The organism is Sphingomonas pollutisoli (assembly GCF_029167165.1).
Taxonomy (GTDB): Bacteria; Pseudomonadota; Alphaproteobacteria; order Sphingomonadales; family Sphingomonadaceae; genus Sphingomonas; species Sphingomonas pollutisoli.
Genome location: NZ_JARFNJ010000004.1, coordinates 55,567 through 78,495, shown reverse-complemented (window position 1 = coordinate 78,495; position 22,929 = coordinate 55,567). Strand labels below are relative to the sequence as shown.

At 68.6% G+C, this 22,929-nt stretch carries 21 protein-coding genes and 1 riboswitch; of the genes, 5 read left to right on the top strand and 16 right to left on the bottom strand.

The genetic code is table 11. The features are described 5' to 3' along the window. Positions 1-31: 31 nt before the first annotated feature. The gene (locus PX554_RS09690; RefSeq protein ID WP_275501145.1) at positions 32-1,099 is read right to left on the bottom strand and encodes a glycoside hydrolase family protein; all 1,068 of its coding nucleotides are present in this window, start codon (positions 1,097-1,099) and stop codon (positions 32-34) included. Positions 1,100-1,123: 24 nt separating this feature from the next. Beyond that, entirely contained in the window at positions 1,124-2,302 is a 1,179-nt protein-coding gene (locus PX554_RS09685) for a CaiB/BaiF CoA transferase family protein (protein WP_093219258.1), read from the bottom strand. Between the two features lie 163 nt (positions 2,303-2,465). Between PX554_RS09685 and PX554_RS09680 the strand changes: the two genes are divergently transcribed. After that, positions 2,466-3,287, top strand: coding sequence for an IclR family transcriptional regulator (locus PX554_RS09680; RefSeq protein ID WP_275501140.1), 822 nt, complete (start codon positions 2,466-2,468; stop codon positions 3,285-3,287). Here the strand turns inward: PX554_RS09680 and PX554_RS09675 are convergent. Continuing rightward, on the bottom strand, positions 3,276-3,737 hold the full coding sequence (locus PX554_RS09675; protein WP_093221604.1) for an Lrp/AsnC family transcriptional regulator: 462 nt from the start codon (positions 3,735-3,737) through the stop codon (positions 3,276-3,278). The two genes, PX554_RS09680 and PX554_RS09675, sit on opposite strands and share 12 nt — an antisense overlap. 130 nt (positions 3,738-3,867) lie before the next feature. On the opposite strand from PX554_RS09675, the gene PX554_RS09670 reads away from it, so the two are divergent. Continuing rightward, positions 3,868-4,932: a Glu/Leu/Phe/Val family dehydrogenase gene (locus PX554_RS09670; RefSeq protein WP_275501138.1), complete on the top strand. Its 1,065-nt coding sequence runs from the start codon at positions 3,868-3,870 to the stop codon at positions 4,930-4,932. Between the two features lie 5 nt (positions 4,933-4,937). Further along, positions 4,938-5,198, top strand: coding sequence for a hypothetical protein (locus tag PX554_RS09665; RefSeq protein WP_275501137.1), 261 nt, complete (start codon positions 4,938-4,940; stop codon positions 5,196-5,198). Positions 5,199-5,225: 27 nt separating this feature from the next. Here PX554_RS09665 and PX554_RS09660 read toward each other — a convergent pair whose 3' ends face one another. Further along, positions 5,226-5,711 (bottom strand): hypothetical protein, encoded by a 486-nt coding sequence (locus PX554_RS09660; RefSeq protein WP_275501135.1) that lies wholly within the window; start codon positions 5,709-5,711, stop codon positions 5,226-5,228. 217 nt (positions 5,712-5,928) lie between these two features. On the opposite strand from PX554_RS09660, the gene PX554_RS09655 reads away from it, so the two are divergent. Next, the gene (locus PX554_RS09655; protein ID WP_275501131.1) at positions 5,929-7,353 is read left to right on the top strand and encodes an amino acid permease; all 1,425 of its coding nucleotides are present in this window, start codon (positions 5,929-5,931) and stop codon (positions 7,351-7,353) included. Between the two features lie 51 nt (positions 7,354-7,404). On the opposite strand, the gene PX554_RS09650 is transcribed toward PX554_RS09655, so the two are convergent. The 7 genes from PX554_RS09650 to cbiE all read right to left on the bottom strand — a co-directional run bounded on the left by PX554_RS09650 (position 7,405) and on the right by cbiE (position 15,760). Further along, positions 7,405-8,448, bottom strand: a complete 1,044-nt coding sequence (locus PX554_RS09650) for a HoxN/HupN/NixA family nickel/cobalt transporter (protein ID WP_275501129.1) — start codon at positions 8,446-8,448, stop codon at positions 7,405-7,407. A gap of 210 nt (positions 8,449-8,658) precedes the next feature. After that, the gene (locus tag PX554_RS09645; RefSeq protein WP_275501125.1) at positions 8,659-10,815 is read right to left on the bottom strand and encodes a TonB-dependent receptor; all 2,157 of its coding nucleotides are present in this window, start codon (positions 10,813-10,815) and stop codon (positions 8,659-8,661) included. Between the two features lie 166 nt (positions 10,816-10,981). Continuing rightward, a riboswitch (cobalamin riboswitch) is annotated at positions 10,982-11,219 on the bottom strand. Positions 11,220-11,339: 120 nt separating this feature from the next. Beyond that, on the bottom strand, positions 11,340-12,101 hold the full coding sequence (cobF, locus tag PX554_RS09640; RefSeq protein WP_275501123.1) for a precorrin-6A synthase (deacetylating): 762 nt from the start codon (positions 12,099-12,101) through the stop codon (positions 11,340-11,342). Further along, entirely contained in the window at positions 12,098-13,411 is a 1,314-nt protein-coding gene (locus PX554_RS09635) for a cobyrinic acid a,c-diamide synthase CobB (RefSeq protein ID WP_275501121.1), read from the bottom strand. The genes cobF and PX554_RS09635 overlap by 4 nt, the downstream gene beginning before the upstream one ends. Then, the gene (gene cobM / locus PX554_RS09630; RefSeq protein ID WP_275501120.1) at positions 13,408-14,193 is read right to left on the bottom strand and encodes a precorrin-4 C(11)-methyltransferase; all 786 of its coding nucleotides are present in this window, start codon (positions 14,191-14,193) and stop codon (positions 13,408-13,410) included. Before cobM ends, PX554_RS09635 begins: the two co-directional genes overlap by 4 nt. Then, the gene (locus tag PX554_RS09625) at positions 14,190-14,555 is read right to left on the bottom strand and encodes a cobalamin biosynthesis protein (RefSeq protein ID WP_275501951.1); all 366 of its coding nucleotides are present in this window, start codon (positions 14,553-14,555) and stop codon (positions 14,190-14,192) included. Before PX554_RS09625 ends, cobM begins: the two co-directional genes overlap by 4 nt. Further along, positions 14,552-15,760: a precorrin-6y C5,15-methyltransferase (decarboxylating) subunit CbiE gene (gene cbiE / locus PX554_RS09620; RefSeq protein WP_275501118.1), complete on the bottom strand. Its 1,209-nt coding sequence runs from the start codon at positions 15,758-15,760 to the stop codon at positions 14,552-14,554. Before cbiE ends, PX554_RS09625 begins: the two co-directional genes overlap by 4 nt. On the opposite strand from cbiE, the gene PX554_RS09615 reads away from it, so the two are divergent. Beyond that, complete coding sequence (locus PX554_RS09615) at positions 15,759-16,508, top strand: cobalt-precorrin-6A reductase (RefSeq protein WP_275501116.1); 750 nt, start codon at positions 15,759-15,761, stop codon at positions 16,506-16,508. The two genes, cbiE and PX554_RS09615, sit on opposite strands and share 2 nt — an antisense overlap. Here the strand turns inward: PX554_RS09615 and cobJ are convergent. Genes cobJ through cobN form a run of 5 tightly spaced genes read right to left on the bottom strand, consistent with a single transcriptional unit; the run spans position 16,484 to position 22,926 of the window. After that, positions 16,484-17,227, bottom strand: coding sequence for a precorrin-3B C(17)-methyltransferase (gene cobJ, locus PX554_RS09610; protein WP_275501114.1), 744 nt, complete (start codon positions 17,225-17,227; stop codon positions 16,484-16,486). The genes PX554_RS09615 and cobJ overlap by 25 nt on opposite strands. Next, complete coding sequence (gene cobI / locus PX554_RS09605) at positions 17,224-17,949, bottom strand: precorrin-2 C(20)-methyltransferase (protein WP_275501112.1); 726 nt, start codon at positions 17,947-17,949, stop codon at positions 17,224-17,226. The genes cobJ and cobI overlap by 4 nt, the downstream gene beginning before the upstream one ends. Beyond that, a complete protein-coding gene (locus tag PX554_RS09600) occupies positions 17,946-18,575 on the bottom strand; it encodes a precorrin-8X methylmutase (protein WP_275501110.1) in 630 nt (209 codons plus the stop codon). The genes cobI and PX554_RS09600 overlap by 4 nt, the downstream gene beginning before the upstream one ends. Continuing rightward, positions 18,575-19,660, bottom strand: a complete 1,086-nt coding sequence (locus tag PX554_RS09595) for a cobalamin biosynthesis protein CobG (protein WP_275501108.1) — start codon at positions 19,658-19,660, stop codon at positions 18,575-18,577. Before PX554_RS09595 ends, PX554_RS09600 begins: the two co-directional genes overlap by 1 nt. Continuing rightward, on the bottom strand, positions 19,657-22,926 hold the full coding sequence (gene cobN, locus PX554_RS09590; protein WP_275501106.1) for a cobaltochelatase subunit CobN: 3,270 nt from the start codon (positions 22,924-22,926) through the stop codon (positions 19,657-19,659). The genes PX554_RS09595 and cobN overlap by 4 nt, the downstream gene beginning before the upstream one ends. Positions 22,927-22,929: the final 3 nt, after the last annotated feature.

Sequence of the window (22,929 nt, the reverse complement as noted above, 5' to 3'; positions counted from 1 at the left end):
CAGCGCGGGCCGGAGGGCGAGGCGCTGCTCTTCACCAGGGGCGCGAACGCGCCACCGAGATCCCGCGCACGTCGTCGGGGTATCGCCCGCCGACCGCGCAGTAGAAATGGTACAAGTCGCCCCTATGCGAGATCAGTGCCGGCTTGTGGGCATAGTCGTCGTCGATCGAGCCGTGCGGGCCAGCATCGACCAATACCTCGTCGAGTTTGGTGAAGTGCAACGGGTCTGAACCCACCGCGACCAGATCACGCGCCTTGCGGTCGGCGGCGGAGAGGCCGAAGTAGAACATCGCCCATTGCCCGCGGTGCGTCACCACGAAGGGATCGCTCGCGAAACGGCTGTCGGGTGCGTCGGGCGCACCGTTGCGCAGCACCGGGTTGCCCGGATGCCTCCGCCACGTCTTGAGATCCTGCGAGATCGCCACGCCGGTTTGTTCACGCCACGTCTTCTCGGCGGTCTTGGCATTGTAATAGAGGTAGAAGGTGTCGCCATCCTTGACCAGATACGGTTTGTAGAGCCCGCCGCGCTCCCAATCGGCGCCGTCCCGCGGGAACAGGATCGGCGGCTCGCGGCGCCAGGTCTTGAGGTCGCGGCTGAACGCGAGTCCAATCACCGCCGGGCCGGCCTCATACCCAGCGCTCGGATAGGCGTGCCACGCGCAGACATATTCGCCGCGGACGCGGATCAATCGACCGGGGGAATACAATTCGGTTTCGCGCAGGATCGAGGCGGAGGCGACATTGTAGCGCGTGACCGGATCGGCGGGGTCGCGCGCCAGCATGATGCCCTGCCGCTCCCAATGAACGAGATCGTCGGACACCGCGATGCCGGTTTGGTAGCCGGTGCCATCGAAGCCGACGTAGGTCAGATGGAAACGGCCTTCGTGCGAGAAGACGAACGGACAGTCGACGGCCTTCTCATCGAACGCACCAGCCACGCCTGAGCCGCCGAGGATCAGCTTGTTGTATTTATATGGTGTACGGAGCCATGCCGCCGGATCGCGGTGCCGCCTCGCAAACGCGCACGTCCCGATCGTGGCACTCATGGCCGCCGCGCCGCCCGCGAGTACGCCGCGACGTGAAACCTGCTTCAAGGCCATGCCCGTCTCCTGGTCTTTATACGGTCAATCGCGATCGAGCCCGAAAGCGTCGCGGATCGCGGCGCTATGCTGTCCGACATCGGGGGCGCCATTCGGGCTGAGCGGCCGCATGCCGTCGATCCGTAGTGGACTTGCCGTGGTATGGATCGAGCCGGACCTGGTGCCGATCCGCTGGAGCATATCGAGCGCGCGGAAGCTCTCCGCCTCAAGCAAGGCCGGCCAGTCGAGCACGGGCGCCGTCCAGATGCCGGCGGGCTCGAGGATCGTCAGCCATTCGTCGGTGGTACGTTCCCTCAGCCGGCGGCCGATGCGGTCGAGCAAGGCATCGCGGCCCGCGAAGCCGTCGCCGGCATCCGCCAACCCCGGCAGCTCGAGCAACGTTTCGATCCGCGCGAGCGGCGTCATCGCCAGCGCCAGATGCCCGTCCCGCGTCGCATATACGCCGTAAGGTGCCGCGAGATAGGCGTTGGCGCCGTGCGCGGCGGCGCGCTGCGGCGCACGACCGCCATCGTTGAGATGCGTCGTAAGCAACTCGAACTGGAAATCGACCAGCACTTCGAGCAAGCTGGTCTCAACCTGCCCGCCGACGCCGGTCAGCCCGCGCCGGACGAGCAGCGCCAGAATACCCTTGGCGAGCACATGGCTGGCGAGCATGTCGGCGACCGAGAGCCCGATCGGCATCGGTCCGCTTTCGGCCGTTCCCGTCAGCCACATCACGCCGGAGCGTGCCTGCGCGAGCAGATCCTGGCCGGGCAGCTTCGCCCACGGCCCCGCGCCGCCATAGCCCGACACGCTCGCATAGATGATGCGGCGGTTGATCCGCCTGACGACATCGTAGCCCAAGCCGAGCCGCTCGATCACACCGGGACGGAAGTTCTGGATGACGACATCGGCCTGTTCGATCAGCCGCTTCGCCGCCGCGAGGTCGTCCGCCGCTTTGAGATCGAGCGCGATGCTTTCCTTGTTGCGGTTGATGGCGTGAAACAAGGTCGAGTGGCTGTCGATATCGGTGTCGCTCAGATACATTCGTCGCGCGAGGTCGCCGCCGTCCGGCCGTTCGATCTTGATGACGCGCGCGCCGAGATCGCCGAGCTGCAACGCCGCCGCAGGCCCTGCGAGGAACTGCGCCATGTCGAGCACGACCAATCCAGCGAGCGGGCCGGATGGTTGCGCTGATTGTCTTGAAAATGCCTCAGCGTGCATTGCGCGGCCGCTTCACGAGATCACTCCGCCGAGAATATTTGTATATGAACATACAATGTCTATATGAATATACAACGGCGAACTGGCGGGTTCGCGCCGGGCCGTTGTCTGAGTGCCACATGTTGAGATACAAGGGCTTAGATATTCCGGTATAGGGAACACGATGTCCGAGAAGGCACTGTCGACCGATGAGCGTCGCCGCAAATATATGGTGCCGGCGCTCGAAAAGGGTCTCGATATCATCGAGTATCTCGCCGATCAGGCGGTGCCGCTCACGCAATCGCAACTCGCGCGCGCGCTCGAACGGCAACCCAATGAACTGTTCCGCATGCTCGCCTGTCTGGAGGGGCGCGGGTTCATCGCGCGCGAGCCGACCAGCGGCGGCTATTCGCTCACGCTCAAGCTGTTCCAACTGGCGCGCATTCATTCGCCTTATGAACGGCTGGTCGCAACCGCGCGCCCGTTCATGCGCGCACTCGCGGACGAGGTCCGCGAAAGCTGCCATCTCACCGTATTGCAGAGCGACGCGGTGCTGGTTCTGGCACAGGAGGAAAGTCCGAACGCTTTCCGCCTCTCGGTCGAGGTTGGTTCGACCCATTCGCCGATCCACACCAATTCAGGCCGCCTGCTGCTCGCGGGCTTGCAGGTGCAGGCGCGCGACGGGCTGCTCGGCCGGTTGCCGGAATGGCGCGCTATGAGCACCGCCGCGCGCAAGCAGAAGCAGGAACGGATCGCGGCGATCACGCGCGACGGATACGCCGAGTCGGTCGGCGAGCGATTTCTCGGCAGCGCCGACATGGGCGTGCTGGTTGGCAGCCCGGGTGCGCCGCTCAACGCGGCCTTGACGATCGCGACATTGATCGGTGCGGATGGAGACGCGCGCCACGAGCGGCTGTTGGAGCCGTTGCGGCGCGCGGCGGACGCGATTTCGCAAGCCGCCGGACTTACGCTGGGTCGGTCGAAGGGCGAGCCGTCAGACCGGTAGCGCCGTGGTTGATTTGATCTCCGACAGCGCCACGATCGAGTTGATCTCGTTCACCCCCGGCAACGTCGAGAGCTTTTCGAAGAAGAAACGTTCATAGGCCTCGATGTCGGCGGCGACGACGCGCAACATGAAGTCCATCGATCCCATCAACACGTGGCATTCGAGCACTTCGGGAAAGTCGCGGATCGCGGAGGCGAATTCGTCGAGATGCGCGCGGCCGTGCGCGTTGAGCTTCACCTGCGCGAATATCTGCGCGTTCAGCCCGAGCTTCTTGCGATCCAGGATCGCGACTCGACGTTTGATGAAACCGTCGCGCTCAAGCCGGTCTATTCGTCGCCAGCAGGGTGAGGCGGAGAGGCCGACCGCCTCCGCCACCGCCGCAGTCGAAAGCGATGCGTCGGCCTGCAACACCCGCAGGATCTTCCGCTCGTAGCTGTCCAGCTTATCCAGCACGTTTTTTCCCGATTCCGCGACATGCCGGGTCAGTATATGTCGGATCGCGCCAGCCGGAAGCGAAATAGGTCGGAATCGCCGCGAAATCTCGCGTAATGTTCTCGCGAAATTCCGAGGACGTATCCCGATGCCTGTGTCCCATTCGCTCGAACCCTTGCCGCCGCGCGAAATCGTTCGCTTGGACGATCCCGCTTCGGGGCTGGAGGGCGTCATCGTGATCCACTCGACGAGCCTAGGCGCAGCGGCGGGCGGGTGCCGATTCCAGTCATATCCGTCGATGCGCGAAGCGACGGCGGACGCCGTGCGGTTGGCCGAGGGCATGAGCTACAAGAACGCGCTGGCCGGGTTGCCGCTGGGCGGCGGCAAGGCGGTGATCCGAGCTCCGCGCGGGGCGTTCGACCGGTCGGCGCTGTTCCGCGCGTTCGGCCGTGCAGTCGAGTCGCTCGGCGGCCGCTACGTGACCGCGGAGGACGTCGGCACCAGCGTCGAGGATATGGGCGATGTCGCCGAAGCCACCCGCCACGTCGCCGGCCTGACCCAGCAGCCTGGCCGGGCAGGGGGCGATCCCTCGCCATGGACGGCGCGCGGCGTGCTGGGCGCGATGGAGGTCGCCGTGCGCCGCACGCTCGGCGCCCCCCTATCCGATGTCACGGTCGGCGTGCAGGGGCTTGGGCATGTCGGCTTCGCGCTGTGCCGGTTGCTCCGCGACCGTGGCGCGCGGCTGATCGTCGCCGAACCGCGCGGCGAGGTCGCGGCGCGAGCGGCGACGGCGTTCGGCGCGCACATCATGAGTTCGGCGGCGTTGCTGGAGGCGCAGATCGACGTGTTCGCGCCCTGCGCGCTCGGTGGCGTGCTCGATCCCGCGGCGGTTCGCCGGCTCCGGGCCAAGGTGGTGTGCGGCGCCGCCAACAACCAGCTCGCCACGCCCGCGCAAGGTGATGAATTGGCCGAACGCGGCATTCTCTACGCGCCCGACTACCTGGTGAATGCGGGCGGCATCATCAACGTCGCCGCAGAATATCTCGGCTGGAGCGAGGACGAATCGCGCGCGCGTGTCGATCGCATCGGCACGCGGCTCGCGCAGGTGCTCGATCTCGCCGACGGGGATCAGGTGGCGCCGCATCTCGCGGCCGACCGGCTGGCCCGCTCGATCATCGCGGGTGAGGGGAGAACCGCAGCGCTCGCCGCCTGATCGCCATGCCGACCGCTCATGCGAAGTCGCCCGGGCCAATCGCCTTCACCGTGGCGGCCTCGGCGGACGCCCAGCTTCTGTGCCGCGTCCTCGGCTTCGTCGCGCGTTTGGGGTGGGTGCCCGACAAGGTCGACGCCATTCGGCAGGGGGACGAGATGCGGATTTCGATCCGGCTTGGCGATATCGATGTCGATCGCGCGGAGCTGCTGGCGGAGAATATCCGCGCGATGATCGATGTGGAGGCGGTTCAACTCGTCCTGTGCTGACGTTCCGGGAGGCGGAAGGGGTGATCGTCACAGACCGCCCTGAAAGTCCAACGTGAAGCGGTAGGATCGCGGGTCGTAATGATGCCTACCGGGCGGTCGATCGGGAACCGCTCCAACCAGGGTCAGCTTGCCGTCCGCGATATCGACCGGCACGCCGAGCGTGAGATCAAGCTGTTTCGACCACCCGCCGCCAAAGACGGTCGCCCGCACGACCAGGCGACCGGCCCAAATACACTGCGTCCCGGCCGGACAGCGGCTGTCCTCGATCATACGGTCCACCCGGACGCGGGGGCCGTTGACATAGGCGATTCGCCGGAGGCGTACCGGCCCCTCGGCCGCCTTGATCGAGGTGCAGCCCGCGAGCGCGGGCAGGATGAGTAACGCCGCGGCCAAACGGGCGCGACACGAGCGCTTGGCTCGGGCGCCGGGCATCGAGAGGGGGGCGTTCCTGGCGGTAATTGGCGAGTTCATCCGGCGGCCATTCTCTATCCCGCTCGCGATCATCGAGGTCACGATTGCAGATCTCCCAAGCGCACAGCCATGCCGTTCTCGGCCGGATCGGTGCCGATGTCGAGGAAAGGGTGGACGCGGCCGGCGCGACGGGCATTATCCCCTCAATGGGGGGACCGGGTATCAACGCCGGTTTCCAAGACGATCTGGATCGATCGCGAGGACCGCTTCCGCGTGGGGCTCTCGGTCGTTTGGGTCCGCGACAGCAAAGGGTGGCTAAATGAATCTTCTGGGGCCGATCAAGCCGATCGAACGCAGCATCGACCCTGACGACGGCCGTCGCCTCAAGCCGACCTTGTCCTGGCCGCACCTGATCGCGCTCGGCGTGGGGGCGATCGTCGGTACCGGCATTTATACGCTGACCGGCGTTGGCGCGGAGCGCGCGGGGCCGGCGGTGATCCTGGCCTTCGCGATCGCGGGTGCGGTTTGCGCGTGCGCGGCGCTTGCCTACGCCGAACTCGCCACGATGATCCCGACTGCGGGCAGCGCCTACACCTACACCTATTCGGTGGTCGGTGAGACGCTCGCCTGGGTGGTGGGATGGAGCCTCATCCTCGAATATTCGCTCGCCTGTTCAACGGTCGCGGTCGGTTGGTCGGGCTATCTGGTCGGCTGGCTCGGCGCGGTCGGCGTACATCTGCCCGCCCTGATCCTCAACGGCCCGCATGCCGGCGGGATCATCAACCTGCCGGCGGTGGTCGTATCGTTCGGCATCGCGGGTATGTTGATGGCGGGTACGCGCGAGAGCGCGACGTTCAACATCTTCCTGGTCGCCATCAAGCTGGTCGCGCTGAGCGCGTTCGTCATCCTTGCGATCCCCGCGTTCGATGCGCAGAATCTGCATCCGTTCATGCCCTACGGCTTCGCCAGCCATGTCGAGGGCGGCGGGACGCGCGGCGTGATGGCGGCGGCGGCGATCGTGTTCTTCGCCTTTTACGGGTTCGATGCGGTGGCGACCTCAGCCGAGGAGGCGCGCAATCCGGGTCGCGATCTGACGATCGGCATCATCGGATCGATGGCATTGTGCACGATCATCTACGTACTCGTGGCGGTGGCCGCGGTCGGCGCGATGCCGTTCACCGCGCTCGGACGGTCGTCCGAACCGCTCGCGCTGGTACTACGGACGTTGGGGCATCCGTTCGCATCCTGGGCGATCGCTGGCGCGGCGCTGATCGCGCTGCCATCGGTCATCCTGGTGATGATGTACGGGCAGAGCCGGATCTTCTTCGTGATGGCGCGAGACGGGCTGTTGCCGCGCGCGCTGTCCAACGTGTCGACGCGTACCGGCGCGCCCGTCCTGGTGACGGGTATGACGGGGGTGTTCGTCGCCGCGGTGGCGGGATTCTTCCGGCTCGACGAGATCGCGGAACTCGCCAATGCCGGCACGCTCATCGCCTTCATCGCGGTCGGCGCCTGCATGATGATCCTGCGCCGCCGCGCGCCCGACGCGCGCCGCGTGTTTCGCTGCCCGCAGCCGTATCTGGTCGGCACGGGGGCGATCCTTGGATGTGTCTATCTGCTGTTCTCGCTGCCCGAGAAGACACTGGAGCGCTTCGCCATCTGGAACCTGATCGGCCTGGGCGTGTATTTCGCCTACGGCCGCTCGCGCAGCTTACTCGGGCGCGTGAAGGCGGCGCGGGCGTAGCCGAGATCGTCGTGGGCGGGGGCCGCGCGGTGTCGCGTGTGGTACGAGATGTCACGGCGTCGATGGCTGCACCTCGATCTCATCGAAGCGTTTCCAGCGATAGATCGCGAAACTGATCGCCCAGGCGGCTGCGAAAAGTCCGATGATGAAGAAACCGAGCAGGTTGAAGCGGCCCCCGAGATCGATCGCGACGTCCCACAGTCCCCCGGACAGTCCGAGCTTGTCGGCGAACAGAGCGGTCGCCTCGATCCCGCCGATCATCACCGCCACCAGCGCGGAAACCGCCGTGATGGTGATATTGTAGTAGAGCTTGCGGATCGGCCGCACGAACGCCCATTCGTAGGCGCCGAGCATAAGGATGCCGTCCGCGGTGTCGACCAGCGCCATCCCGGCGGCGAACAGCGCCGGAAACACCAGCACCGGCGCGAACGCGAACCCGCGCGCCGCCTGCGCGGCGGACAGGCCGAGAATGGCGACTTCGGTGGCGGTATCGAAGCCGAGACCGAACAGGAAGCCGAGCGGGGCCATGTGCCACGGTCGCGTCACCAGCCGGAACAGCGGGCGGAGCAGACGCGAGACGAGGCCGCGCCCCGCCAGCAGCATGTCGAGATCGCCTTCACGGTAGCTGGCGCCGGCGCGGACCCGCGCGAACGTTCGCCATACCGAACGAAGGATGACGAGGTTGATGCCCGCGATGGCGAACAGAAAACCCGCCGAGAAGATCGTCGCGGCGACGCCGCCAGCGGCCTTGAGCGCCTCGAAGCGGGTGAGCGCGCTGGCCGTCGCCGCGATCGCGACCGACGCGACCAGGATGACGGCGCTATGTCCTACCGCGAACCACAGGCCGACGGTGACGGGGCGCGATCCGTCGTGCATCAGCTTGCGGGTGACGTTGTCGATCGCGGCGATGTGGTCGGCATCGACGGCGTGGCGGAGGCCGAGCGTCCAGGCGAGCAGCGCGGTTCCAAGCATGGCGGGCGCGGCGTGGAAGAGGCTGCCGGCCCATACCCAGGCCGCGGCGTTCGCGGAGACAAGGAGCGTCAGCAGCGGCACGATACGCCGCCGCAGGCGGGGGCGGGACGTGGGATCGGTCATCGTACGAGCCTCTTATAGCCTAGCCGAACGCCGCTCACCGACGTCACCGGCCCGATCAGGAGGAACAGAGAGATCAGAATACTCCACGCCGGTCGCCGAGGGGACATAGAGGTCCGCCCGCGCGGGATCGTCGATCGCGACCTTCCAGAGCGCGCGATGCCGATCCAGTGGTGTGTCAGGTGCAGCCAGCGCCGGGCGACGCGCACGAGGCTAGAAGCCGGCACGAAGCGACACGTCCACGGCGCGCGGCCTGCCGAGCACCCATTGTTGGTCACTATAGGCGTTGGTCGCATAATCCGTGCCGAACAGGTTGTAGACATGGATATCGACCGCGACCGCGCGCGTCAGCGCGTGCGACAGCGTGGCATCGACCGTCGCGTAACCCGGCAGCCGGAAGCGGTTGGCATTGTCCGAAAATTGGCGCCCGACATAGCGTAGTCCCGCGCGCGCCTGCAGTCGGCGGGTCGCATCCCAGCGCAACCACAGGTTCGCCATACGTTCGGGTATGTCGGGCGGCGTGTTGCCGGCGAAATTGGCCCCGCCCGAGAGGAAATCGTCAAACCGCGCGTCGAGGATGCTGCCATTCGCATCGAACCCGAAGCCGTGTGGAAGATCGAGCGATACCGCCGCCTCGATCCCCTTGGCCGATCTTTGGCCGATCTGTTCGACCGGGCTGGCGGGTGTGCGTTGCGACAGCAGACCCTTCTTGACGATCCGATAGGCGGCGACCGTCGCGCTGCCGCGACCGCCGAGGAACACGGCCTTGGCGCCGATCTCGACCTGATCGCCCTTGGCGTTGCTGAACTGAACCTGCCCGGTCGAATAGGTGGTCAGCGTACCCAGCGGGTCCACGCCGGTAGCATATTGGGCATAGAGCGAGAGGGCCTTGGCGGGCTGGTACACGCCGCCGACCCGCCAGGTCGTATTGGATAGCGTCTTGTCGAGCGCGAAGCTCTCGGCGCCCGACGGCGCGATCGTCCAGCGCTTGATGCGGTCCCGTTCATGGCGGACGCCGCCGATGGCCGAGACATGATCGCCTACCTTGAGCCGATCCTCCGCGAAGATCGAAACTTCGCTGGTGCGTGTACGATAGCGCGGCGCGATGCCCTGCGTATCGACGATCGATCCGGGATCGAACGCGATCGGGTCCACCACCGATATCTGTGGGTTCGAACCGAAATTGTGCGAATAGCGCATCTTGATGAGGTTCGCGTCGAACCCGACGACGAAATCGTTGCCGATGCTGTCAGCCAGCGTGGTCCGCCACGTCGCGCTGCCCTGATCGCCCCATTGCGTCTGGTCGTGGACGATGCCGGTCATGCCGGTGCGATAGATCTGCCCGGGTGGGGCAGGGTCTTCGTTGAGGCCATTCGGGCAGAAGCCGTCGGCGGCGATCCAACAATAGCTTTCCAGATTGAGCCAGAACCGCTTGCTCGTTAGCCGGTATGCCTGGTTGCTGAAGGACAGCGCGCCGCTCGGCGTCCAATCGACCTGTACGCTGGTGCGGCTGTCCCGATAGTGCGTGTGGCCGTCGCGCGTATTGTAGTTGCGCTCGCGGATCGCGGGATCGAGGTGGCCGTCGATGAGCGGCGTGCCGAAATAGCGCATCGGCCGCTGATCGCCATAATCGCCCCGCGCGGTAACGATGATCGCGTCGGCCGGCGCCCAGCGCAAAGTGCCCGACAGCGCATAGCCGCTTGACTGCCCGCGATCGACATAACCATCCGAACGCCGATAGCTGCCATCGACGCGGTAGGAGAGCCGGTCGTTCAGCGGCCCACCCATCCCGGCGGCGAGATGGAAGCTGTTCTGCGATCCATAGCCGATTTCGCCCTCGACGGCGGTGCGCTTGGTATCCGGCTTGCGCATGACGACATTGACGGCGCCGCCGAGCGCACCCTGCCCGTAAAGCACGGACGCTGGGCCACTCAGGACGTCGATCCGCTGCACAATCCACGGATCGGTCGGGAAGGTGATCGTGCCGGCGACCGGAAACAGCCGCACGCCGTCGATCAGTTGCAGCACCGAACCTTGGCCGCTGAACCCGCGCGCAGCGAGTGCGGTGCCTCCGTTGCCGAGATTGCCGACGTTGCTGATACCCGGAGCTCGGCTCACCGCCTCGATCACCGACATGTCGCCGCGCGCGCGGATCAGATCGCCCGCGATCGTCGAGAGCGTGGCGGGCGTTTCCAGTGCGGTGAGGCCGAGCCGGCTGCCGGTCGTGTTCGGCGTGGTCAGGCTCGAGCGCTGACGCTCGCCCACTACCAGGATGCTATCCGCGTCGTCGCGGGTGGCAGGCGTCTGCGCGCCCGCCGTCGTGGCGACGACCGTGATGGCCCCCGCCGTGCAAGTCATGAGATTTCGCATTCATACGGTCCCCCGGCGTCGGACGAACCGGGGTGCCTTCCCGCGCGAACGGCGGCAGCCGCGCCGGCCGGACGCCATCGCGACCGTCACGCCTGCCCGTGCGGCCCCCCGCACCTTCGTCGCTCGAACGGAGTTCACCGTGCCGCAGCCACCCCCTGGGCCGAAGCAAGAGCGACCCACGCTGGCAGGTCTCCTGGCTCACGGGTCAACGCTACGATGCACGACCTTCCCAGGCCTCGCGCATACGCGTTCGACCCAGTGGTTGCTTCCGCCCAAGTGGATGGAAGCGATGTGCATCGCGCTCGCCGCTTACAGTTGCAGGGACAGCCTCGGCCTTGGGACGAAATCCCGTACCGCGTTCCCTTTTAAGCCCCTCACGGGGCACCAGCGCGATCATGACGCAAGCGACCTTGAGATCGCTCGCTCGTCCGTCTGGTACTGAAGCGACCAGCGCCACGCAAGCCGCGTCGTTCATCGCGCCCCAACCGAACAGGCCGCCGAGGTCTGCGAGGAAGCGAGTCCGGTCATGCGAAGGCGCGCGTACGGCGAAGCAGATAGGTGTCCATGATCCAGCCGTGCTCGGCCCGCAGCGCGGCACGGCGGCGCACGATCTGCGGCGCGGCCTCCGCCAGCGGACCCGCGATCAGCGCCTGCTGCGGCATGCCGAGGTACGCGCCCCACCAGATCGTCAGGCCGTCGGACACGAGCGCGGTGAAGGCACACGCCCCGTCCAGCATGACCGCGACGCTATCGACGCCGTCCGGCCAGCCGCCGTCACGCAGCCGCCGCCCGGTCGTGATGAGAACCGGCGCGCCGAGCGTGTTGAGCGGGATCGCATGCGCGCCGGTGAGCGCCTGCAGGCTGGTGATGCCGGGCACGACATGGACCCGCATCGCCATTCCATTCGCGCGCAACCGATCCGCGATGCGGAGCGTGCTGTCGTATAGTGAGGGATCGCCCCAGACGAGCAGCGCCAGCCGCCCGCCGTTCGGCAGGTGCATTGCCATCTGCGCCGCCCATGCCGTGGCGATCGCGTCGTGCCAGTCGCCGACCGCGGCGAGATAGTCGCCATCCCGCGCGCGGACGGGAAGATCGAACGCGACGACGCGCACCGGCTTGGTGAGCACTTTGGCGCATAGCGCGCGACGCAAGTCGATCAGCTCGGATTTGGCGTCGTCCTTGCGCGGCAGCAGAATCAGATCGGCCGCGTTCATCGCCGCCTCGGCCTCGCGGGTGAGGTGATCGGGGTTGCCGGTGCCGATGCCGATCAGGTGCAGGTCGATCATCGGTCTTCGGCCGGCGCGATCAGGTGGAAGAACGTGCCCGATACCTGTCCGCGATACGATCCGCTCTCCGCGACCCTGTTACCGTCCGCATCGCTCACGGACGCGAGCGGCGGGTCCGGCTGTTCGAGGATCGTCGAGTAGTGAAATTCATGGCCCCGGAGAGCGGCGCCTCGCGCGAGTCCGGATATCGGTGCCAGCAGGGTGGCGCGGCGATAGCCCAGGTGCATCCGCCGCCGCGCGTAACTGGTCACGAGGCCGAGCAATCCCGCCATGCGGTGGCGTGTCCCGTCGGCGTCGATCAGGCCCTCGCCCAGCGCCATATAGCCGCCGCACTCGCCGTGGACGGGGCGGGTTCGGGCATGTTCGGCGAGGCCGGCCCGGAACGTGTCCGCCGCCGCCAACCGCGCGGCGTGAAGCTCGGGATAACCGCCGGGCAGCCAGACGAACTCGGCGGTCGCATCGGGCGGCTCGTTGGCGAGCGGCGAGAACGGCAGGATCTCCGCACCGGCGCTGCGCCACGCGCCGAACATATGCGGGTATGTGAAGGAGAATGCCGCATCCCGCGCCAGGGCGATACGCTGCGCGGGCGGCGCGAACCGCCACCGCTCGGCCGGATCGCGCTGTGCGGCTGCGGCGGCATCGCGCAGCGCGGCGAGATCGACATGGGCGCGCAGGAACGCCGCATAGTCGGCGATGCGCGCGTCGAGATCGGGGTGTTCGGCCGCCTGCACGAGTCCGAGATGCCGTTCGGGCAGCTTGAGATCGCCGCGCCGGGGCAGCGCGCCGAATATGCGGATACCGACAGCCGCCATCCCGCCGCGCGCGAGCCGTTCGTGGCGCGGACTCGCCACCCGGTTGAGGATCACGCCCGCGATCGTGAGATCGGGATCGTAGCGTGCGAAGCCCAGGGCGGTGGCGGCAGCGGATTGCGCTTGCCCCGATACGTCAACGACAAGCACCACAGGCCAACCCATCCGCTTCGCGATATCCGCAGTCGCGCCGTTACCGGTGGCGCCTGGCTCGGCGACGCCGTCGAACAGCCCCATCGATCCTTCGGCGAGGACAAGATCCACGCCCTCCGCCTGCGCGGTGAGGCTGCTCAGCATCGCACGCGGCATCGCCCAGCTATCGAGATTGAACGATTGCCGTCCGCTCGCCGCGCGGTGGAAGGCCGGGTCGATATAATCGGGACCGCTCTTGAACGGCTGAACCGCCAGCCCGTCCTCGCGCAGCGCACGCAGCAGACCGAGCATCACGGTGGTCTTGCCTGCGCCGGATGCAGGCGCGGCGATCATCAAACCGGGCGTCATTCGCCGGTCGCCGCGAAAGGAGACGCGGCGGTCCGCGGCCGGAAGCGGCGGTCATATTCCGGCGCGTACAGGCTGCTCTCGATGAAATCGGTGGCGGCGAGGACCGGACCGACGAGAATCAACGCGGTTCGCTCAGGGCCGTCCGCCGCCGCCTGTGCGATCGTGGACAAGGTGCCGCGCACGATCCGCGCGTCGGGCCAGCTTGCCCGCCAGACGATCGCGACCGGGCAATCGGGCCCGTAGCGGGGCGTCAGTTCGGCGATTACGCTTTCGAGCGCATGGATCGACAAATGGATCGCCAGCGTCGCGCCGGTGGCGGCGAAAGCCGCCAGGGTCTCCGCCGGCGGCATCGTGCTCGCGCGGCCCGGCGTGCGGGTAAGCACGACCGACTGCGTGAGGCCGGGCAGCGTCAGTTCGCTCTCCAGTGCGGCGGCCGCTGCGGCGAAGGCGGGGACGCCGGGGGTGATGGTGAACGGTATGTCGAGCGCGCGCAGCCGGCGAAGCTGCTCGCCCATCGCGGACCAGATCGAAAGGTCGCCCGAATGGAGCCGCGCCACGTCCTGCCCCCGCGTATGCGCGTCCGCGATTTCGGCGATGATCGCGTCGAGCGACAAGGGCGCAGTGTTGACGATCCGCGCGCCCGGCGGGCAATGGTCCAGAAGCGCGGAAGGCACCAGCGATCCCGCATAGAGGCAGACGGGGGATGCCGCGATCCGGTCGCGGCCCCGCAGCGTCAACAAATCGGGCGCGCCTGGGCCGGCGCCGATGAAATGCACGGTCATGTGAAAGATCCTTCGGCTATGGCGCAGGTCGCCATGCGATCCGGGGAGATGTGGCGCCGCGTGACGAGCCGCGCGCGCGGCCCTGCGGCGGCGAGCGCGGCGGCCTCCGCGACGCTGCCGGTGCCACGTGCGTTGAGGCTGAAGGGCGATCGGGTCGGCGTATCGACCGAGCGCAAGGCTTCGGGCATCACCGCGATCAGCGGCAGTGCCAATGCCCGGGCGAGGGGCGCCAGTAGCGCTGTCTTGTCCGCCGGTGCGGCGAGGGCGGTGACGGGCCGTCCACCCGCCTGCGCGAGCGCTAACGCCGCGCTCAAGGACGATGCTTCGGCGCCCGCGCGATGGCCAAACCCTGCGACGATCACAGCGTCACGCTCCACTGCACGATCGGATAGTGCGACCGCCAGCCACGCCGCGTGCCGATCGGTGCGGCATCGGCGACTTCGATCCGCATCAGTTCGCCACCCTTCTTGAGATGCCAGCGCGCCAGAACCGCCTCGGATTCGAGCGTCACGGCATTCGCGACGATCCGGGTGCCACGCGGCACAGCCTTGCAGAGCCACTCCACCATGCTGTCCGACAGCCCTCCGCCAATGAAGACCGCATCGGGCGGGCGCTCGCCAGCGAGGATGTCGGGCGCACGTCCCACGACCACGCGCAGGCGATCGACGCCGAGCGCGTTCGCATTGTCGCGCGCGCGTGTCGCTCGGGCGGGATCGGCCTCGAACGCGGCTGCGTGATTGGCGGGATGCGCAAGCAGCCATTCGATTGCGATTGATCCCGATCCGGCGCCAATGTCCCACAGCGTCTCGCCAGGGCGCGGTGCGAGCGCGGATAGCGTTAGCGCGCGCACCGGGCGCTTGGTGATCTGTCCGTCATGCGCGAACCAGTCGTCCGGCCGCCCGGATGTCGCGGGTAAGACCGGACCGCGCCCGGCCGCCTCGATCGTGACCGCGACCGGGTGGAGAACATCCGCGAAATCATACTCCTCCGCCTGCGTCCGGCGAACGCGCTCGCGTGGGCCGCCGAGCGCCTCCAGCACCCACAGCGCGCTCTCGCCGAACCCGCACGCGACCAGATAGCGCGCCAGCGCCGCGACCGCAGCACCGTCCCGAACCAGCACGATCGCGCGCATGCCCGGAGCGAGGTGCGCGCGCAGGCGCTCGAAAGGTGCGGCATGAAGCCCGAGGCAGGCGGTCTCCTCGACCGCCCACCCCAAGCGGGCGGCGGCAAGCGCGAAGGTGGAGGGGGTGGGGTGGGCGATCCATTCGTCCGCCGCGAGATGGCGTGTCACCACCGTTCCGGCGCCCAACCAGAACGGATCGCCCGAGACCAGCATCACCACGCGGCGACCGCGCCGTGCGAGCAGCGGTGCGATGCCGTCGGCGAACGGTACCGGCCACGGTGTCGCGGCGACGGTCAAATCGCCCAGCAGCGCGAGGTGACGCGCCGCGCCCGTCACCCACTCCGCGCGCGCGATCGCCTCACGGCTTGCGGCGGAGAGGCCCGCTGGTCCATCCTCGCCCAATCCGACGATCGTCAACCATGGATTTTCAGTAGCTTCAGCCATGCGGAACATCCTGATCCTCGGCGGCACCACCGAAGCGAGCGCGCTTGCGGCCGCGCTGGCGGCGCGTGAGCTCACCGCCACGCTCAGCTACGCGGGCCGCGTCGCAAAGCCGAAGCCGCAGCCGGTCGCGGTGCGGATCGGCGGGTTCGGCGGGGTTGCTGGTCTCGCGGCGTATCTGAGCGCTGCCGGTGTCACGCATCTGGTGGACGCGACGCACCCGTTCGCCGCCCGGATGAGCGCGAACGCCGCCGCCGCCGCCGCGCGGACTGGCGTCGCGCATCTCGCACTCACGCGCCCCGCCTGGACCCCGCAGCCCGGCGATCGCTGGTACCACGTCGCCGACATCCCCGGCGCCGTCGCCGCCCTTGCTGGGCCGGCGCGCCGCGTGATGCTCGCGCTGGGAAGGATGCATGTCGATGCCTTCGCCGCGCAGCCGCAGCATCACTATCTGCTGCGCTTCGTCGATGCCCCGCGGGAAGCGCCCGGCTTGGCGCATCATCATGTCGTCGTCGATCGTGGACCCTTCACCGTCGATGCCGACATCGCCCTGATGCGCGCGCACGAGATCGATCTGGTCGTCAGCAAGAATGCGGGCGGGCGCGGCGCCGAGGCCAAGCTGATCGCCGCGCGCGCATTGGGCCTGCCCGTGCTGATGATCGACCGACCGCGTCTGCCGCCGCGAACCGAGGTCGATACCGTAGCCGCCGTGCTGCGCTGGATCGATCATACCGCCGACCTTGGCGTGTAGAGGAAGCGGGTTCCGGCGATCATGCGCGTCTGGCTCGAGCCGATGATGACGACGGTCCGCATGTCCGCCATCTCGGCGCGAGCCTCGGGGAGCGGCACGATCCGCAGATGTTCCTCGGGCGTCGAAACCGCGCGGGCGAACAGCACCGGGCGATCGTCCGCGCACACCTCCCGTACGATCGCCAACGCGGCGCCGAGCCCGTCCGGGCGGGCCCTGGAGCGCGGATTATAGCAGGCGATCACGAAATCCGCTTCGGCGGCGAGCCGGATGCGCCGGTCGATCACCGCTTGCGGCTTGAGATTGTCCGACAGGTTGATCGCGCAGAAATCGTGCCCGAGCGGTGCGCCCGCGCGCGCGGCGGCGGCGAACATCGCCGATATGCCGGGCAGCACGCGGATGTCGAGCGCGCGCCATGCGGGCGGGCCATGCTCGACGCTTTCGAACACCGCCGCCGCCATCGCGAACACGCCCGGATCGCCCGACGACACCACCACCACGCGCCGCGCCGCCGTCGCCAGAGCGAGCGCGTGACGGGCACGATCGCGTTCGACGCGGTTGTCCGAAGGATGCAGCGTCAGCCCGGCGCGCGGCGCCACGCGCGCGACATAGGGGATATAGCCGATCACGTCGGTCGCCTCGGCCAGCGCGGCGGTGACCTCGGGCGTGACCTGCGCGGCGGCGCCGGGGCCCAGCCCGGCGATGGCAAGCCACCCGCTCACGGTCGCCGCCCCTGGCCGTGGATGAGCAGGATCGAGAAGTAGGGGGCAACGCGGTCAGCGTCGGCGAGGCGGGTGACGCGCTGCTCGGGCATCGCGGCATGTTCGACCAGCCACGCTGCCCCGTCGCGCCCGGCGGCGGCGACCGCGCGGCGCAGCTTATCGAGATGGCGGCCGATCTTCATCACTACCAGCGCATCGGTGTCGCGGATGCGGCGGACGAGGTCGGCCTCGGGCAAGGTCGCGGTCAGCACGGTCAGCACGTCGTCGCCCCAGGTCATCGGCGTGTCGGTAGCGGTCCACGCGCCCGACATGCCAGTCATCCCCGGCACCACCTGTACCGGCACGAGCCCGGTCAGCCGGCTGTGCAGATGCATGAACGATCCGTAGAAGAACGGATCGCCCTCGCACAGCACCACCACGTCCTCGCCGCCGCTCGCGAGCGCGACGAGGTGGCGCGCGCAATCGGCGTAGAAACCGGCGAGCTGCGCGGCATAACGCGGGTCGACGGTGGCGATCTCGGTGGTGACGGGATATTCCATCGCGAATTCACTCGCGTCGGCGCGGAGCATCCCCTCGACGATCCGCCGCGCCTGCCCGAACCGGCCGGGCTTGCGGAAGAAGGCGATGTTGCGCGCGCCGCGCACCAGCCGGTCGGCGCGCACGCTCATCAGATCCTGCGCGCCGGGGCCAAGGCCGACGCCGTGGACGGTGCCGGGCGTCATTCGGCCCGGCTCGCCAGTGCGTTGATCGCCGCGACGGTGATCGCGCTGCCACCCATCCGCCCATCGACGATCACGCACGGGGCGGGTTGTTCGGCCCAGAGCGCCGCCTTGGACTCGGCCGCGCCGATGAAACCGACCGGGCAGCCGATGATCGCGGCAGGACGCGGACATGCCGGATCTTCCAGCATATCGAGCAGGTGAAACAAGGCCGTCGGTGCGTTGCCGATCGCGACCAGGGCACCGGCGAGGTGTGGGCGCCAGAGTTCCAGCGCGGCGGCCGAGCGCGTGTTGTTCATCGCGCGCGCCCGGTCCGGCGTCTCGGGCGCGTGGAGCGTGCAGATCACCGGGTTGGCGGCGGGCAGGCGGGCGCGGGTGATCCCCTCGCTCACCATGCGCGCGTCGCACAATATGGGGGCTCCGCGTTCCAGCGCGGCGCGCGCGGCAAGCGCGAAGCCTGGCGAGAAGCGGATGTGCTCCGCGAGACCCACCAAACCGGCGGCGTGGATCATGCGGACGGCAACCGGCTCCTCCTCCACGCCGAAGCGTGCAAGCGCCGCTTCGGCGCGGATGGTGGCGAAGGACCGGCGGTAGATCGCCGCGCCATCGGTCTCATAAACATGCGGCATCAGGCGGTTCCGAAATAGGTGAGAAGTTGGGCCGCATCGAGCCCCGGTATTGTCGGCACCGACCCGGCGCGCGCGGCGAACGCGAGGTCGTAGCGGCCGTCTCGTCCGGTCAGGACCACGTCCGCCGGCGCCGCGCGGGCACATCCTTTCGCACATCCCGAAACGTGCAGCCGGCCGTCGATCAGCGGCGTGAGCCGTGTCGCGAGAGCGCGTGTTTCGACGCTGGCCTGCGGACAGGCGGGGGCACCGACACAGGCATCGGCATCGAGGCGCACGCCCGTCGCGTTCGCATGCGCGGCGCCTTCGAAGATGACGATCCGCCACGGCGTCGTGCGCATCGCTTCGGCGTCGGACTTTCGCAGCGTTTCGGCATCGATCCGTCCGAACGGCAGGCCCTGCGCCGCTCCAACCGGGTGGCGCCGCGTGATCGGCTGCGCCATCGGCGGGCCAGGGTGTTCAGCCCCGGCCGCCCAGTACGGGAGCGGTGCGTGGTGCCGCGCCATTCGCCCCGCATCGCGGCCACCGCTCGCCACGAACCATTCGGCCAAAGCGATCAGCGCATCTACCTCGCTACCAGGCGCCAGCGCCGCGCCGGTGCCCCGCCCGTCCGCGCGCAGGATCAGCCCGCCGCTCGCGCCGCGCTCGACCCGGAAATCGGCGGGATCGCGGTGCAGCACGGGCGCCTCGCCGGCGTCGACCGCGAAGCCGACCTTGCCGGGCAGATCGGGAAGCCGGGCCAGCCGGTGCTCGAGTTCGGAGGCGATGCGATGGGTATCGTCCCCCACCGCCCACTGCGGCGCGACCAGGATGGCGCGGCGCGCTTCCAATTCGGGATCGGGATCGACCAGGCCAAGCGCCACCAGCGCGGCGACGAGCGGCTCCCAGTTACTCTCGGCGACGCCGCGGATTTGCAGATTGGCGCGGTTGGTCATGTCGATCAGACCGCTCCCCCGCGCGAGCGCGGCGTCACACACGCCGAGCATCTGCTCGCGCGTCAGCCGTCCGAGGCGCGGGCGCACGCGCACCAGCAGGCCGTCGCCCGCCGCCATCGGTCGCCACGCGGTCGGGCACCAGCCGTGGATCATGCCGCGCCATCCAGCGCCGCGAGGATCGAATTGCGCCGCGTCGACCATAAGCCTGCCGCAAGCAGCGCCGCGAAGCGGGCCTCCATCGCGGCCAGCGCGGCGGGGTTGGCCCTTGCCATGAACGCGCGGACATCATCGCGCGCCAGCGTCGCGTCATAATAGAGATCGAGCGATTCGGGCGCGACCACGCCGGCGAGATGCGCGAACGCACCAAGATGATCGAGCGTGGCGGCGATTTCCGCTGCGCCGCGGAAACCGTGGCGCATCATGCCGGCTATCCAGCCGGCGTGCGCGGCGCGGGCGCGGACCACGCGGGCGATCTCCTCGGTGAGTGGCCGGGCACGCGGACGATCGGGGACGGTCGCGTCTAGGTGATACAGCGCGGCGTTGCCTCCGGCCGCCCCCTGCGCCGCCGCGAATCCGGCCTCGTGGGCGGCGTAATCGGCTGCGAGCAGTAGGTCGGTCTCGGGCAGATCCTGGACATGAACGAAGGTGTCCGCGGCGGCGATACGCTGGCGCAAGCCGGTCGGATCGGCCCGAGCGCCGTGATCGTCGAGAGCATGTGACGATGCGGCGAGCCAGGCCTCACCCGCGCTGCGGCGCGCCTCGGGCGTGTAGATGTCGGCGGTGTCGTCGATCCCGACGCCGTAGCGGCCCGGCGCGGGGCCGTAGACGCGGGACGCAACGGTCGCGCCGATGAAGGGATTCCTCTCGACCGGTTCGTCGCGCGCCGCGATCGCCCGGACGGCTTGTCCGAACATCGCGCACAATGGCGAGAAAGCATCGCGGAACAGTCCCGACACACGCAGCGTCACGTCGATACGGGGGCGGTCGAGCATCGCGAGCGGGAGGATCTCGACCCCGGTCACACGCTCCGATCCCATGTCCCACACCGGTTCCGCGCCGAGCAGATGGAGCGCCATCGCGAACTCTTCGCCCGCCGTGCGCATCGTCGCCGAACCCCAGAGATCGACGACCAGCCCCTTCGGATATTCGCCATGATCCTGCAAATGGCGGCGGATCAACTCGTCGGCGAGCCGCACGCCTTGCGCGTGCGCCGAACGCGACGGCACCGCGCGCGGATCGGTCGTATAGAGGTTCCGCCCCGTCGGCAGCACATCGCGCCGCCCGCGCCACGGCGACCCAGCTGGACCTGGCGGCACCCGCCGTCCATCCAGCGCCGCGAGTAACCCGGCGCGTTCCGCCGCGCCATGCTCGCCGCGTCCGAACACGTGGAGGCCGTCGCCGAACTGGCTATCCTTGACGTCGCAGACGAAGGTGTCGATGCGCGTGATCGCCTCCGCATCGGACCGCACCCCCGTCAGACCGAGCGCGCTTTCCAGCCCGAGTGCCTTGGCCTCGTCGCGGATGTCGGCCCGCAAACGGGCGCGGCGCGGCGGATCGAGGCCGTCGGCGCTCGAGAACTCGTCGAGCAACGCCTCCAGCCGCCCCAGTCCCGCGCCGCCGCCGGCGCGCTCGAGAGGCGGGGGCACATGACCGATCGTCACCGCGCCGATGCGGCGTTTGGCCTGTGCCGCCTCGCCTGGATCGTTGACGATGAACGGGTAGACGACCGGGGTCGCACCCGTGAGCGCCTCGGGCCAGCAGACGTCCGACAGCGCGACCGCTTTGCCCGGCAGCCATTCCAGCGTGCCGTGGGCGCCGACATGAATCAACGCGTCGATGCCGCGCTCGCGCAGCCACAGATAGAAAGCGACAAAGCCGTGGCGCGGACACCGCGAGAGATCGTGATAGTCCTCTGTCCGCGCCGCCGGGCGGCCGCGTTCGGGCTGAAGCGCGACGACGCTGTCGCCTATGGCGATGGCGGCGAACCGGAACGCTTCGTCCACGATGGCGGGGTCGTCCTCGGGCGCCCCCCATGCGGATGCGAGATCGGCCTGCAGCACCGCCGGCAAGCGCGTGAGCGCGGCGCGATAGTCGGCGATCGGCCAGTCGATCCACCGCGATCGCAGCACTTGGGCGAGGTCGTCAGCGGGCTGTGTCGCATAGCCCACCTCCGTCAGATCGTGCAGCATCGCCTCGACTGAGGCGATCGCGTCTAGTCCGACCGCGTGCGCCATCTGATGCGCCTTGCCGGGATAGGTCGACAGGACGATGCCGATACGCCGTTCGGCGGCGGGCTTTGCCGCGAGGCTGACCCAGCCGTGGACGCGCGCGGCGATGGCATCGATCCGCGCCGGATCGGCGCGGTGTTCGCGGCGGGCATATTGAAGCTCGGGGTCGCGCGCCGCGTCGTCCTTGAAGCTCGCGACTCCTGCGAACACGCGGCCATCGACTTCGGGCAGTACCACGTGCATCGCCAGATCGGCGGGGGAGAGGCCACGCGGGGCTTCGATCCAGGCCGCTCGATCGGATGTGGCCAGCGCGATCTGGAACACCGGGACGCCTGCAACGTCGAGCGGCGTCGCCCCGCTCTCGTCGCGCGCGGAAAACGCCGTCGCGTTGACGATCGCGGCTGGCGCCAGCGTGGCGACCCAGCGGCATAGCCAGCCACGCGCCGCATCGTCCTTCAACGACGGCGCGAACAGCCCCAGCACATCATACCCGCGCGCGGCAAATGCATCATTCAACGCCACGACCGGATCGAGATCGGCGGCGGTCAGATATGATCGGTAGAAAACGATGAGGATACGCGGCCGCCATGCCGTCATCGCGAAGGCGGCGGGGCAGGCGACTCCCGGGTCGGGCCGCCAGCCGCCGACCGGCCCAATGGCGCCCACGCCCTCTCCAGGCCGAACGTGCAAACCCGCCGCCGACGCGAACTGGGCCAACGCCGCCCGCGCCGCCGCTGCGCCACCGATATCGCAAAGCTGCGCGAGCCTGCGCAATGTCTGGATCGGCAGGGTGGATGCGGCGTCGAGCCGGGCATCCGCTCGCCCGTCCGCTGGCACCACGGCCAGTGCGATGCCGTTCCGGTGGGCCAGCATCTCGATCTGCTGCAATCCATAAGACCAGTAGGCCGCGCCACCGATCAGCCGGATCAATATGCCTTTCGCGCGCCCGAGCGTCCGATCGACATAGGTATCGACCGACAGGGGGTGCGTCAGCTCGGCGAGGTTGGCGAGCCGCAGGCTCGGCAGGCCCCGGCCGTCGGCCTCAGCCACCATCGCGCGCCATCCGGCCGCGAACGCGCCGAGATCGCTGTCCGAGAACGACAGCACCACGAGATCGGCGGCATCCTGCCAAAGATCGCGCGGGGCGGCGGTCTCTTCCAGCCCATGCGTTTCGCGAAAGATGACGTGCATCGC